This window comes from Thalassospira sp. UBA1131 (assembly GCF_002311515.1).
Taxonomy (GTDB): domain Bacteria; phylum Pseudomonadota; class Alphaproteobacteria; order Rhodospirillales; family Thalassospiraceae; genus Thalassospira.
The window spans coordinates 104,399-117,185 of the sequence record NZ_DCAO01000109.1; the positions used below are offsets into that span (position 1 = coordinate 104,399).

Below are 12,787 nucleotides of genomic sequence, written 5' to 3' on the forward strand. Positions count from 1 at the left end.
CGACTATGATCGGGCAATTCACGCCTCATATCTTGGTATCGGTAAAAACGCGTCAATCCGGTCCGTCACACGAAAAGGGCCCACCAGATGGCAGGCCCTTTTCATCAGGAACTTTTCAGTTCGGTCTTTAAGCCGCAGCGCGGTCATGTGCCTGTTTGCGCAGATCATCCAGAATACCGTTGATCCGCGAACGCAGGTTTTCAACCTTTTCGGAGGCATCCTGTGCGGTGGCCAGAACCTGGCCGGACAATTCTCCGGTTTTGCTGGTTTCATTTGCCACTTCGTTGATCGAAGCCGAAACCGAACGGGTCCGGTCCGCCGCCCCGCGCACGTTGCGCGTGATCTCGTCGGTGGCAGCCCCCTGTTCCTCGACCGCAGCCGAGATGGTGGTGGCAATTTCATTGATGTTTTCAATGATGCGACCGATATCACCGATGGCATTGACCGATTCCCCGGTGGCTTTCTGAATGCCCGAAATCTGGCCGGAAATTTCCTCGGTTGCCTTTTCGGTCTGGTTGGCAAGGTTTTTGACCTCGGCTGCCACAACCGCAAAGCCTTTGCCGGCATCGCCCGCACGGGCGGCCTCGATGGTTGCGTTAAGGGCCAGAAGGTTGGTCTGCTCGGCAATGTCGGTGATCAGTGCGATGACTTCACCGATGCGGTCGGCAGACTGCGACAGGCTATGAACCAGTTCGTTGGTTTGCTGGGCACGTTTGGCCGCTTCGTTCGAAATGCGCGTGGTTTCTGCCATCTGACGGTTGATTTCCGCATTTGATGCCGACAGCTGCTCGGTGGCGGCGGCAACGGTTTCAACATTGCCGGTGGCTTCCTGTGCGGAACTTGCGACTTCTTCGGTTTGCCCCGAAACCAGTTCGGCGCTCGAGGTCATCTGACCTGAGACCCCCTGAAGCTGGTTGCCAAGTGCGGCAATCTCGTTGACAGCACTTTCAACTTCGTTCTGAAGCGTATCGGCCAGCGACAGCAATTCATCACGCAGCGCTTCGTTGCGTTCGCGATTAAGGCGTTCTTCTTCGGCCTGCATGTCACGGACCTTAAGGGCATTGTCCTTAAAGACTTCGACGGCACGGCCCATGGCGGAAATCTCGTCATTGCCTTTGGCGGGAACCGCGACCTCAAGATTGCCATCGGCAAGTTGAACCATGGTTTTCTGCAACAGGCCAAGGCGGCGCAGAACGTTACCACGGACATAAAGCACATAAATCAGAAGCGAAATCACAACGCCGATGGCGGCAACAACCGTCAATGCGGTCAAGCTCTGTTTTTCGACAACAGCGGCCTGTGCTGCGGCTTCGTTGACTTCGTCATTCAGGCCAGCCACCAGTTCGGCAACGCTGTTGCGCACCGCATTGGCATATTCGCCACTCTGTACAACAAGCGACTGGCTCATTTCCGTGACTTCAAGTTCACGCTTGCGCAGTTCCGGCAGGCTGCCATCACCAACCGAAAGCTTCTGCATCTTGTCAATCAGATCGACATAGAACGTTTTAAGGCGTTCGTTTTCAAGCAGCTCAAGCTTGCTTAGGGCGTCGGAATAGGTACCGCGAATACGCACCGGAATGATCGAAAGGCGCACGGCCTGGTCTTCGGTCGTGCTGGAAATGATCATGTTTGATGCCGACGAACCAAGGCGTTCAAGCTCAAGGATCGGGGTGCGCGTTTCAATTGCGGATGCATATTTCTGGAAGGTTGCAAGGATTTCATCCTTGTCGGTCGCAAATTTCTTTGCGCTATCTTCGCCAAAGGATGCGATAAATTCGCCGCCTTGGTTGATGTCATTCTGGGTATAGGACAAGACCGGCTTAAGCGTATCGCTATAGCGCTTGGCAAGGTTCTGGAACTCTTCGAGCTTGGAGGCCTTTTCGTTACCAATCTGGAAACGTTGCTGGGTCGCTTCATGAAGCTGACGCAGGTTGTCTTCAAGTAATGCGCGGTTGTCATTGATGCTGGAAATCACCTCTGGCATAAAGCCGGTGGCTTCGATTTCGCTGATCAGGGCGCCAAGCTGTTCAAGTCGAACAGCAAGTTCAGCATTGATGGCTTCTTCTTCTTCCAGATTAGTAGAAGCAACAATACGCGGCGCGATTGCGACAATTTCGGCACTTCCTGTTGCCAGCGCCTGGGCTGCGGCAATCGGCGGAAGCTTTTCTTCGGTAATCGTACTAAGCGCGTTGCCGAACTGATTGAAGGATACTGCACCGACGATGGCAGAAATCACCGCCATCAATCCTACCACAGCAAACGATATCAGTAGTTTGCTTTGGACCCCGAATTTAGTTCCCATTCTATCTAACCTTTGTTCCCTAGGTGCACCAACGTGACTTCTCTGTTCACGCCGGCTGTTCCCTGACGCGGCCGGGTGGCAATCCAATCCCTTCTAGCGTGCGTCAGCTTGGACCCTGAAAGTATTATTATTATTAGTTTACTCTCTAGTACGTTACTTATTATTGAAAGAATATCTGCACATCTGCAACATCTATCCGCGTATAGGGTGATTTTCCGAAATGATTTCCGGGTAATACAATTGTCAAATGTGGCCTGTTATTCGGGGTGATACCAAGCATGGCTGGACCTCGCAGGGCAAACAGGATATAGGAGCGAACGAAATTTTCGTTCGCGTGTGTCGCAGATGTAAATGAGGCATCCTGCACATGCCCGGACGGGCTGGTCTGCCAGGGGACGCCCGTATGACGCCCGTATGACCGGCATGGTATCAACCGATACCGTTCCAGATATGAGTTCAATGACGACAGGTTTTAGGTTATGGCCGGCCATTCCCAATTTAAGAACATTATGCACCGCAAAGGTGCGCAGGACAAAAAACGCGCCAAGATTTTCACCAAGCTCGCGCGTGAGATCACTGTTGCAGCGAAAATCAGCGACGATGTCGACAGCAACCCGCGTTTGCGTGCCGCCATCGCGGCAGCCCGCGCACAGAACATGCCCAAGGACAACATCGATCGTGCCATCAAAAAGGCGACCGGTGCCGGCGAGGGCGACAATTATGAAGAAGTCCGCTACGAGGGTTACGGTACCGCCGGTGTCGCAGTCATCGTCGAAGCGCTGACCGATAACCGCAACCGTACCGCATCCGAAGTACGTGCGGCCTTTACCAAACATGGTGGAAACCTTGGTGAAACCGGTTCGGTTGGTTTCATGTTCAACCGTCTGGGTGAAATTGTTTATCCGCTCGACAAAGCGGATGCCGATGAAATCTTCGAGGCTGCGCTTGAAGCCGGTGCTGCCAATGTAGAGTCAGATGAAGAAAACCACATCATCGACACCGAGATCGAAGATCTGAATACCGTGCGTGAAGCCCTGACCGAGAAATTCGGCGACCCGGAAAGCGCAAAGCTTGTATTCCGTGCCACCACCGAAGCTGACATCACGGTTGATCAGGCGCAAAGCATCATGAAGCTTGTTGATGTGCTTGAAGATAACGATGACGTCCAGAATGTTTGGACCAACGTTAACTGGACTGATGAAATCGTTGCCGGCCTCGACAACTAATTAATATTTGCCAACACCCGCCTTTCGCTTTTGAATGGCGGGTGTTTTGTATCTAAAATCCGCTTTTCTTTAGGGGGTATAGTGGTCAGAGTGCTCGGGATTGATCCCGGTCTGCAACGAACCGGTTGGGGGGTCATTGACCTTGAAAACAACCGCATGCGTCATGTCGCCAACGGTGTGGTGACATCCACCCAATCCCTTACACTTGCTGAACGGCTCGATCAGCTCCATACCGGTCTGATCGAAGTGATCAGGATCTGGACCCCGGACGAGGCCGCCGTCGAAGAAACCTTTGTAAACAAAAACCCGGTGTCGACCCTGAAACTGGGGCAGGCACGTGGTGTTGCGTTGCTGGCACCCGCACGCAACGGTATTCCGGTAACGGAATATACACCCAATGCCGTCAAAAAGACTGTGGTCGGTGCCGGTCATGCCGCCAAGCAACAGGTCGAAATGATGGTTTCGACCTTGCTTCCGGGATGTGACATTGCCGGACCGGATGCTGCCGATGCCCTTGCGGTTGCCATTTGCCATGCGCAACATGCGGGGAACCGGTCGCTTGCCAATTCGATGGCAACACAGCCAACACGAAACGGGAGAAAATACAGGTGATCGCCAAACTGCGCGGAATTGTGGATTTCATCGGCGAAGACAGTGTCATCCTTGATGTTAACGGTGTTGGCTATCTGGTCTTTGCATCTCGACGCACGCTTTCGATGTTGCCAGCCAAGGGCGGAGATGCCGGTTTGATGATCGAAACCCATGTGCGCGAAGACCACATTCATCTTTATGGCTTTGCCGACAATGCCGAAAAACAATGGTTCTCCTTGCTGACCACCGTACAGGGGGTGGGCGCAAAGGTTGCGCTTGCATTGTTGTCAGTATTGACGCCGACCGACCTTTTGCGTGCGCTGGCAGCCCAGGATACCACGGCCTTGTGCCGTGCGCCGGGAATCGGCCCCAAGGTCGCAACCCGTATTGTTGGCGAACTGAAAGACAAGGCCGCAAAACTGAACCTTGGCCCGGTTGCGGCCCCGGCGGCCCCGGCCGTCGAAGATGCAAAGCCAGCCGCGAAAACCAAGAAATCAGCCAAGGCCACCAAAGATGTGAGCATCGACACAGCGCCAGCCGAACCGGTTGTAGATGATAGCGTCGTTTTGGCAGACGCGGTATCGGCATTGGTCAATCTTGGCTATGGCCGGTCCGAAGCATTTGGTGCGGTGGGCAAGGCCGCCCAGCAGGCGGGCGACGACAAGTCGATCGATACCCTGATCCGTCTGGGACTAAAGGAGCTTAGCGCGTGAGCGAAGAAGAAGACCGTCTGCTCAGTGGTGAGCGCCGCGAAGAAGATCATCAGGATGGATCGCTGCGTCCCCGTCGGCTTGACGATTTTACCGGCCAGAAAGAAGTCCGTGAAAACCTTGATGTCTTCATCAAGGCTGCCAGTGCGCGCGAAGAAGCCATGGACCATGTCCTGTTCTTTGGCCCGCCGGGGCTTGGCAAAACCACGCTGTCGCAAATTGTTGCCAGTGAACTCGGTGTTGGCTTTCGCGCAACATCCGGCCCGGTCATTGCCAAGGCCGGTGATCTTGCAGCCCTTCTCACCAATCTTCAGCCGCGCGATGTTTTGTTCATTGATGAAATCCATCGCCTGAACCCGGCGGTGGAGGAAATCCTTTATCCAGCAATGGAAGACTTCCAGCTTGACCTGATCATTGGCGAAGGGCCGGCTGCGCGCTCTGTGCGGATTGACTTGCCGCCCTTTACGCTTGTGGGTGCCACCACGCGTTCAGGTCTTCTGACCACGCCGCTCCGTGATCGTTTTGGTATTCCGCTGCGCCTTCGGTTCTATGAGCCCGAAGAACTGGTCAGCATCGTTGCCCGTGGAGCACGACTTTTGAATTTCGACATGACCGAAGAAGGCGCGATGGAAATCGCCCGGCGTTCACGCGGCACCCCGCGTATCGCCGGTCGTTTGTTGCGTCGCGTACGTGATTTCGCAGCCGTGGCTGAAAAATCGCCGGTCGACAAATTCATTGCCGATGCGGCCCTGACCCGGCTTGAAGTCGATAACCTTGGTCTTGATAGCCAGGACAGACGATATCTTAATTGTATCGCCAGCAACTATGGCGGTGGTCCGGTCGGGGTCGATACCTTGGCAGCCGCCCTGTCCGAAGAGCGCGATACCATTGAAGACGTGATCGAACCTTATCTGCTGCAACAGGGCCTGATCCAGCGTACCCCGCGCGGGCGCATGCTGGGCGTTAAGGGCTTCAAGCATCTTGGTCTGACCCCGCCACGCCAAGCGGGCGGGATGCCGCTTTCCGATCTGTTTGAAGGGCAGGCGGGGGAAGAATCCTGATGGCCCAAAATGATCATGACGCCATTCTTGGCCGCTTTGAAGGCAAGCGGCATATCTATCCGCTGATTGTCTATTACGAGAACACAGATGCCGGTGGCGTCGTCTATCACGCCGACTATTTGGCATTCGCCGAACGGGCACGTTCAGCGATGCTTAACCTGTTGGGCTTTACCAATCGAAATATTGCAGAACGCCACAAAGTTGCCATAGCCGTTCGACAGTGTACGCTCGACTTTCGACGTCCTGCACTTTTGGAAGACCGTATTTCGGTCGAAAGCCGGGTGATCAAGGTCGGGGGCGCATCGCTTGGTTTTGAACAAAAGATTATGCGGGGCGACGACGAACTGGTGGTGATCGAGATTTATCTCGCCTGCATGTCGTTGGAAGAATTTCGGGCACAACGTCTGCCCGACGAACTAAGAACAGTATTTAATAGTTGTCTTGATGTGACAAAGGACTGACGGGAATATGGAAAATCAAGTGGTCGACGCGGTAACGCTGGGGCAGTCGGTCATGGCACATGATATGTCTCTGTGGGGACTTTTCATGCAGGCTGGACTGGTCGTCAAAACAGTGATGATCGGTCTTTTGCTGGCTTCTGTCTGGGTTTGGGCGATTGTCTTCGAGAAAATCCTGCGACTGCGCAAATTGCGCGCCCAGGCAAACACCTTCGAAGAAGCCTTCTGGTCGGGTGGATCACTTGAAGATCTGTATGACCGGATTGCCGACAAGCCGCGCGATCCGATGTCAGCCATCTTTGTTTCGGCCATGCGCGAATGGCGTCGTTCGAACGCAAAGGGTGTCCATGGCGACACCATGCGTGCCCGCCTTCAGCAGCGCCTTGAAAAATCCATGGAAATTACCCTTGGTCGCGAAATGGACCGGGTGGAACGGTATATGACCTTCCTGGCGTCTGTTGGCTCGACCGCACCGTTCGTTGGTCTGTTCGGCACGGTCTGGGGCATTATGGTTTCGTTCCAGTCGATCGCGGCATCAAAGAACACCTCGCTTGCGGTTGTCGCACCGGGTATTGCCGAGGCCCTTTTTGCAACTGCCATGGGCCTTGTTGCTGCGATCCCGGCTGTGGTTGCCTATAACAAGATTTCCAGCGACCTGAACCGTTACAGCAACCGCCTCGAAGCTTTCGTGGACGAGTTCTCCTCGATCCTTTCGCGCCAACTTGACGACACGAGAGACTGATTATGGGCGCACAGCTTGCCAAATCAGGCGGAGGACGCCGTCGCGGTCGCCGGAGTAACCGGCGGGCAGCGATGAGTGACATCAACGTCACCCCGATGGTCGACGTCATGCTGGTGTTGCTGGTGATCTTCATGGTCGCAGCGCCGCTGATGACAGTCGGGGTCGAGGTTGATCTGCCGGAAACCAGTGCCGCACCGATGACCGGCCAGGATGAGCCGCTGGTGGTGTCGGTCTCTGCCGAAGGCACGATCTACATCATGGATAGCGAAATCGCGCAGGACACCCTGACCGAAAAGCTTGCCGCCATTACCGACAACAAGGCCGATACCCGCATCTTTGTCCGCGGCGACAAGACAATTGATTATGGCCGTGTGATGGAAGTCATGGGCCTGATCAAGGATGCCGGTTTCACCAAAGTCGCCCTGATCGCCGAATTGCCGGCAAAGGGTTCGTAAACGAATCATGCTGCGTTACGCTCTCATATCGCTTGGTCTGCACGCTGTCCTGTTTCTGGTGGCGTGGCTTGGGCTGCCCGATCTGTTTGATGAAACACCGTTGGAATTGCAGTCCATTTCGGTTGAAGTCGTGACAGTGGACGAATTTTCCGCGGCCCCGACCAAGGCTTTGCCAAAACCGGAACCCAAAGAGGAACCGAAACCAAAGCCGACCCCGAAACCGGAACCCAAGCCAGAGCCGAAGCCTGAGCCGAAACCGGAGCCAAAGCCGGAACCTAAGCCTGAGCCGAAGCCCGAACCAAAACCGGAGCCCAAGCCAGAGCCCAAGCCTGAGCCAAAACCGACACCAAAGCCGGAACCGGTTCCGACGCCAGACGTTAAAAAAGAGCCGGAGCCAAAACCGGAACCGACTGAGCTTGCCGCTGTAAAGCCAGAATCCAAGCCGACGCCGCCAAAACCGGAACCGGTCAAAAAGCCGGAGCCGAAAAAGGAAGAGCCGAAAAAACGCGATCTCATGAGCGTTCTTAAGGATGTCAGCAAGCTCAAGGAAACGGCAGAAGCCACACCAGAGCAGCAGCCAGACGAAACGCCGGAAGAAAATGCCAGCGAGGTTGTCGCGACCAGGCTTGATGCCAATCTGACCATGAGCGAACTTGATGCCGTAAAACGTCAGATCGAAAAATGCTGGAGCCCCCCGGCCGGGGCCAAGGAAGCGGGCAACTTTGCGGTTGAAATTCATGTCAGCGCAAACCCGGACGGAACCGTCCGTTTGGCGCGGATTAGCAATCTGAACGAAATCCAGGGTGACACTTCCCGCCGTACGATTGCAGAAAGCGCGCTTCGAGCAGTGCTAAATCCGCAATGCAGTCCTCTAAAACTGCCGCTGGATAAATACGAAATGTGGCGCACATTCACGTTCAATTTTGACATGCGTGAAATGCTGGGCCTTTAACGACCAAGTTCTTGAACACGCGTGGAAAATAGCGAGGCAGGATGACGATCAAGACCAACGCAATAAAACGATTTTGGGCTAAAGGCAGTGTCGCGGCACTGTGCGCCCTTGCCGTTGTCGCTGGCCTGAATGTCGGGTTCATGTCGCCGGCAAAGGCGGAACTCCGGATTGATATTACCCGGGGCGAACTGAAACCGATGCCAATTGCCGTCACCCGCTTCCCGGGCGAAGGCGTTGCCGAAACCGAGATCGGTCAGAACATGACCCAGGTGATTGCCGCAGATCTCGAACGTTCGGGCCTGTTTGCACCGATTGATGAAAAGGCATTCATTCAGAGTGCTGCATCATTGGCGGTGAACCCGAACTTTGCCGAATGGCGGGCCATCAATGCGCAGGCCCTGGTGAACGGTCGTGTTGTGACCGAACCAAATGGTCTTCTGCGTGTTGAATTCCGCCTTTGGGATGTTTTGGCTGAAACCCAGATGTCTGGCGTTGCGTATCGTACGCAGCCAAACAACTGGCGTCGGATTGCTCACAAGATTGCGGACGAGATTTACAAACGTATCACCGGTGAAACCGGCTATTTCGATACGCGCGTTGTCTACGTCTCGGAATCCGGTCCGGCCGATAACCGGACCAAACGACTGGCCATCATGGATCAGGACGGTGCAAACCATCGGTTCCTGTCTGATGGACGGTTCCTCGTGCTGAACCCGCGCTTCTCGCCGACGGCACAGGAAGTGGTTTATATGTCGTACTTTAACGACAAGCCGCGCGTTTATGTTTTGGATATTGATACCGGTGAGTTGGAATTGCTGGGTGATTTTCCGGGGATGACCTTTGCGCCCCGATTCGCGCCAGACGGGAACTCGGTTGTGATGTCACAAGCGCTTGACGGGAACAGTGAAATTTATGGACTGGACCTGCGCACGCGTGAAAAGCGTCAGTTGACGCGCCATCCGGCCGTGGATACCTCGCCTTCCTATTCTCCGGACGGGTCTCGCATTGCGTTCAACTCCGACCGCAGTGGGGCACAACAACTTTATGTGATGAATGCCGATGGTGGGGGCGTACAGCGCATCAGCTTCGGTGGTGGACGTTATGCCACACCGGTCTGGTCGCCGCGCGGAGACCTGATCGCATTCACCAAATCCGAAGGAGGTCGTTATTATATCGGCGTCATGCGGCCAGACGGCAGTGGAGAAAGGCTGCTGGCCGAGGGTTACCTCGTTGAGGGACCAACATGGGCACCGAACGGTCGAGTTTTGATGTACTACCGCCAGCACCCGTCCAGGGACGGGACCAAGGATCGCTATCGTTTGTATTCGATTGATCTTACCGGTTATAACGAGCGAGAGATCGTTACACCGGCGGATGGGTCGGATCCTGCATGGTCGCCCTTGATTCCCTGATATCTCAAGAGTATAGTCATCGCGAAGCACTGAATGCGATTCGCTTTAATCGCGGGCATTTTCGGTGTCGCGAGACATGGAAAACACCAACCTCGGGCGAATGCGTCCGGTGTTAAGGGGAAAACTTAAATGAAACTTCGTATTCTGAGCGTTTTTGCTGCTGCCGCTCTTCTGGCTGCTTGTGAAACTGCACCTGATAGCACGGCAACCACTGGTGGCGACGGTGCAAGCACTTCTTCCAGCGCCTCGACTTCGACTTCTTTGGCTGAAAGCAGCCCTGAGTGGTTCGCTGTCAACGTTGGTGACCGCGTCTTCTTTGGTTTCGACAAATACGATCTTGCCGGTGAAGCACGTCGCACCCTCGAACTGCAGGCTGCTTGGCTGAAGAAATATCCGCAGTACAAAGTTGTTGTTGAAGGTCATGCCGACGAGCGCGGCACCCGTGAATACAACCTTGCACTCGGCGAACGCCGCGCGAACTCGGTCAAAGATTACCTGATCGCTCTGGGCATCGACCCGTCGCGCATCGAGACCATTTCTTATGGTAAAGAGCGCCCGGTTGCTCTTGGCCATGACGAAGAAAGCTGGGCTAAAAACCGCCGCTCTGTATCGGTTATCCGTTAAGCGCGTGCAGGTGAAAGCCTGACTTGAAGATCAAGGCGCCTGTCCCGTTTGGGGCAGGCGCCTTATTTTTGCCGCCTGAAAATGTTTGAAAGTCACGACAGGTATTTCCATAGTGAACCTTCAAAGACTGAATTGACGAAAAAGGACCCGAAAATGATCCGCGTTCGATCCGCCATTTCGCCAAAGAACCGCAACATCCTGATGGCTCTTGCCGTCGGAGCTGTGTTTGGCATGACATCACTCGGGTCCCAACCGGTTCACGCGCAAGACGCCAACATGTCGCGTCAGGTAGAACAATTGCGCAAGGACCTCGATCTTTTGCAGCGTTATGTCTATCGCGAAGGCACCGGTGACGCCGCACAGGCTGCTGTCTCGTCTGGTGATGGCGGTGGGGCTGCAACCCCGGCTGCCGCACGCCAACAGGTCCAGATCAGCGCACTGGAACGCACGACCACCCAACTGACCGGTCAGCTTGAAGAATTCGACTACCGCATTCGCAAGATGGAAGACCGTCTGGAACGTCTGGTGGCCGATATTGATTTCCGCCTCAATCAGCTTGAAAGTGGTGGCGTTGCGACAAGTGGCGCAAATGCCGGTGGGGCAAATGCACCGCTTGCTGCGGGCACGGCCGCACAGGGCGCCAATAACACTGCCGCCAACAGTGCAGCGGCAACTGCCAGTTCGGGCGAGCCCCTGAATGACCGCGGTACCCAGCTGTTTGGCGTGATTGAAAGCGAAGGCCAGCCGCCACAAATTCCAAGCGGAACTGCCGCATCCAGCGCATCCGCACCAACCCAGAGTGCGGCGGCAACCACCGGCACGCCTGAAGAACAATATCGCGAGGCCTTTGGCCTTCTGCGCAAACAGGATTTCCAGGCCGCCGAACAGGCGCTGGGCAATTTCGTCAGCAACCATCCCAACGATCCGTTGGCGGGTAACGCGCAATACTGGCTGGGTGAAACCTATTACGTGCGCGGCCAGTATGAAAATGCTGCCATCGCCTTCACCGAAGGTTTCCAGACCTACCCCGACAGCACCAAGGCACCAGACAACCTTCTGAAGCTCGGCATGTCGCTGGCCAATCTTGGCAAGAACGAAGATGCCTGCACGGCCTTTGGCCACCTGATCGACAATTTCCCGAACGCCTCGAACGTCGTTCTGGATCGGGCCCGTCAGGAACGCCAGAACCGTGGATGTCCGCAGTAAACCCTGCGTATGACAGACCGATGATCGGCAACCTTACGACATCAGAAATTCAAAACACGGCGTCCGGTGGAACTCCACTGGACGCCGTTGTCTTTGATAGACTGATGATGGCGTTTACCCCGTTTGAAACCGCCCCTGAAATCCTTGTTGGTGTCTCGGGCGGGGCCGACAGCATGGCACTTGCACTGCTAGCCCATGACTGGTGTCAGGCACAAGGCGGACGCGTGGTCGCCGTTACGGTTGATCATGGTCTGCGCAAGGCAGCCTCTGACGAGGCCCGCTGGGTTGCTACCGAACTTGCCCAGCATAACATCGAACACATCACCAAACACTGGCAGGGTGAAAAGCCAAAAGGTGCCGTGCAGGAAAAGGCGCGCCAGGCCCGCTATCAGATTTTTGATGACCTGATGCGTGATACCGGCATTTTCCATCTATTGGTTGCCCATCATGCAGGCGACCAACGCGAAACCATTGCCATGCGTCGGGACCGCGGCACGACACTGATTGGGCAGGCGGGCATGTCTGCGCGGCGCTATCTGCGACATGGCCGGGTGCTGCGTCCGCTTTTGGGCGTTGCCAAGGCTGACTTGGTGGCGACCCTGACGGCACGCGGGCAGGCGTGGATCGAAGATCCTTCCAACATCGACGAAAAGTTCGAGCGCGTGCGCGTGCGCAAGGCGTTTGCGGCGGGGGCATCACACCCGCCCGATATAACCGCCGATGCATCGGCGCGCCGCGCCCTTGAAACGGGCATTGGCCGATTGCTGGCCGGGGCAGTAACCCTGCATGCGAACGGGGTTGCGATCCTTAAGCCGGATGTGCGGCTGGATCAGAAAACAGATCGCAACGCTGCGATCCATGCGCTGGGGCAGGTGGTGCGTACGGTGGGGGGCGCAGGATATATGCCTGCACTGGATAAACTGCGCGGTGCGCTGGATCGCCTTGGTGCGGATAAAACATCCCGCATCAGTTTGGGCGGCTGCGTCTTGCACGGTCGGAAAGGCGGGATCTGCGTTTATCGCGAATTTGGTCGAATGGCGCAGGATCC

Annotated in this window: 13 protein-coding genes; 12 read left to right on the forward strand and 1 reads right to left on the reverse strand. The window is 55.5% G+C overall.

Translation table 11 applies throughout. The features are described from left to right. Window positions 1–127: 127 nt before the first annotated feature. Window positions 128–2,302 (reverse strand): methyl-accepting chemotaxis protein, encoded by a 2,175-nt coding sequence (locus tag B3Z49_RS18290; RefSeq protein WP_296993437.1) that lies wholly within the window; start codon window positions 2,300–2,302, stop codon window positions 128–130. A 479-nt stretch (window positions 2,303–2,781) separates the two neighbouring features. Between B3Z49_RS18290 and B3Z49_RS18295 the strand changes: the two genes are divergently transcribed. The 12 genes from B3Z49_RS18295 to tilS form a co-directional block, all read left to right on the forward strand. Then, a complete protein-coding gene (locus B3Z49_RS18295) occupies window positions 2,782–3,528 on the forward strand; it encodes a YebC/PmpR family DNA-binding transcriptional regulator (protein WP_296993438.1) in 747 nt (248 codons plus the stop codon). An 81-nt stretch (window positions 3,529–3,609) separates the two neighbouring features. After that, complete coding sequence (ruvC, locus tag B3Z49_RS18300) at window positions 3,610–4,140, forward strand: crossover junction endodeoxyribonuclease RuvC (protein WP_296993439.1); 531 nt, start codon at window positions 3,610–3,612, stop codon at window positions 4,138–4,140. Next, the gene (gene ruvA / locus B3Z49_RS18305; protein ID WP_296993441.1) at window positions 4,137–4,832 is read left to right on the forward strand and encodes a Holliday junction branch migration protein RuvA; all 696 of its coding nucleotides are present in this window, start codon (window positions 4,137–4,139) and stop codon (window positions 4,830–4,832) included. Before ruvC ends, ruvA begins: the two co-directional genes overlap by 4 nt. Further along, window positions 4,829–5,890, forward strand: coding sequence for a Holliday junction branch migration DNA helicase RuvB (gene ruvB, locus B3Z49_RS18310; protein ID WP_296993443.1), 1,062 nt, complete (start codon window positions 4,829–4,831; stop codon window positions 5,888–5,890). Before ruvA ends, ruvB begins: the two co-directional genes overlap by 4 nt. Next, the gene (locus B3Z49_RS18315; protein WP_296993446.1) at window positions 5,890–6,351 is read left to right on the forward strand and encodes a YbgC/FadM family acyl-CoA thioesterase; all 462 of its coding nucleotides are present in this window, start codon (window positions 5,890–5,892) and stop codon (window positions 6,349–6,351) included. The genes ruvB and B3Z49_RS18315 overlap by 1 nt, the downstream gene beginning before the upstream one ends. 7 nt (window positions 6,352–6,358) lie before the next feature. Further along, on the forward strand, window positions 6,359–7,090 hold the full coding sequence (tolQ, locus tag B3Z49_RS18320) for a protein TolQ (RefSeq protein WP_008891378.1): 732 nt from the start codon (window positions 6,359–6,361) through the stop codon (window positions 7,088–7,090). A gap of 2 nt (window positions 7,091–7,092) precedes the next feature. Then, window positions 7,093–7,545, forward strand: coding sequence for a protein TolR (gene tolR, locus B3Z49_RS18325; RefSeq protein WP_040824151.1), 453 nt, complete (start codon window positions 7,093–7,095; stop codon window positions 7,543–7,545). 7 nt (window positions 7,546–7,552) lie between these two features. After that, on the forward strand, window positions 7,553–8,497 hold the full coding sequence (locus B3Z49_RS18330; RefSeq protein ID WP_064780635.1) for a hypothetical protein: 945 nt from the start codon (window positions 7,553–7,555) through the stop codon (window positions 8,495–8,497). Window positions 8,498–8,538: 41 nt separating this feature from the next. Beyond that, window positions 8,539–9,909: a Tol-Pal system beta propeller repeat protein TolB gene (gene tolB, locus B3Z49_RS18335; RefSeq protein WP_063087186.1), complete on the forward strand. Its 1,371-nt coding sequence runs from the start codon at window positions 8,539–8,541 to the stop codon at window positions 9,907–9,909. A gap of 129 nt (window positions 9,910–10,038) precedes the next feature. After that, the gene (gene pal, locus B3Z49_RS18340) at window positions 10,039–10,533 is read left to right on the forward strand and encodes a peptidoglycan-associated lipoprotein Pal (protein ID WP_008891382.1); all 495 of its coding nucleotides are present in this window, start codon (window positions 10,039–10,041) and stop codon (window positions 10,531–10,533) included. 153 nt (window positions 10,534–10,686) lie between these two features. Continuing rightward, window positions 10,687–11,739: a tol-pal system protein YbgF gene (ybgF, locus tag B3Z49_RS18345; protein WP_120225390.1), complete on the forward strand. Its 1,053-nt coding sequence runs from the start codon at window positions 10,687–10,689 to the stop codon at window positions 11,737–11,739. A gap of 20 nt (window positions 11,740–11,759) precedes the next feature. Then, window positions 11,760–12,787: tRNA lysidine(34) synthetase TilS (gene tilS, locus B3Z49_RS18350; RefSeq protein WP_296993461.1), on the forward strand; the 1,028-nt coding region annotated here is incomplete at its 3' end.

Excerpts from the sequence above, each read along its gene's own strand:
- tolR (WP_040824151.1), top strand. The coding sequence starts at position 7,093 with ATGGGCGCACAGCTTGCCAAATCAGGCGGAGGACGCCGTCGCGGTCGC.
- B3Z49_RS18290 (WP_296993437.1), bottom strand. The coding sequence starts at position 2,302 with ATGGGAACTAAATTCGGGGTCCAAAGCAAACTACTGATATCGTTTGCT.
- tolQ (WP_008891378.1), top strand. The coding sequence starts at position 6,359 with ATGGAAAATCAAGTGGTCGACGCGGTAACGCTGGGGCAGTCGGTCATG.
- B3Z49_RS18330 (WP_064780635.1), top strand. The coding sequence starts at position 7,553 with ATGCTGCGTTACGCTCTCATATCGCTTGGTCTGCACGCTGTCCTGTTT.
- pal (WP_008891382.1), top strand. The coding sequence starts at position 10,039 with ATGAAACTTCGTATTCTGAGCGTTTTTGCTGCTGCCGCTCTTCTGGCT.
- tolB (WP_063087186.1), top strand. The coding sequence starts at position 8,539 with ATGACGATCAAGACCAACGCAATAAAACGATTTTGGGCTAAAGGCAGT.
- B3Z49_RS18295 (WP_296993438.1), top strand. The coding sequence starts at position 2,782 with ATGGCCGGCCATTCCCAATTTAAGAACATTATGCACCGCAAAGGTGCG.
- B3Z49_RS18315 (WP_296993446.1), top strand. The coding sequence starts at position 5,890 with ATGGCCCAAAATGATCATGACGCCATTCTTGGCCGCTTTGAAGGCAAG.
- ybgF (WP_120225390.1), top strand. The coding sequence starts at position 10,687 with ATGATCCGCGTTCGATCCGCCATTTCGCCAAAGAACCGCAACATCCTG.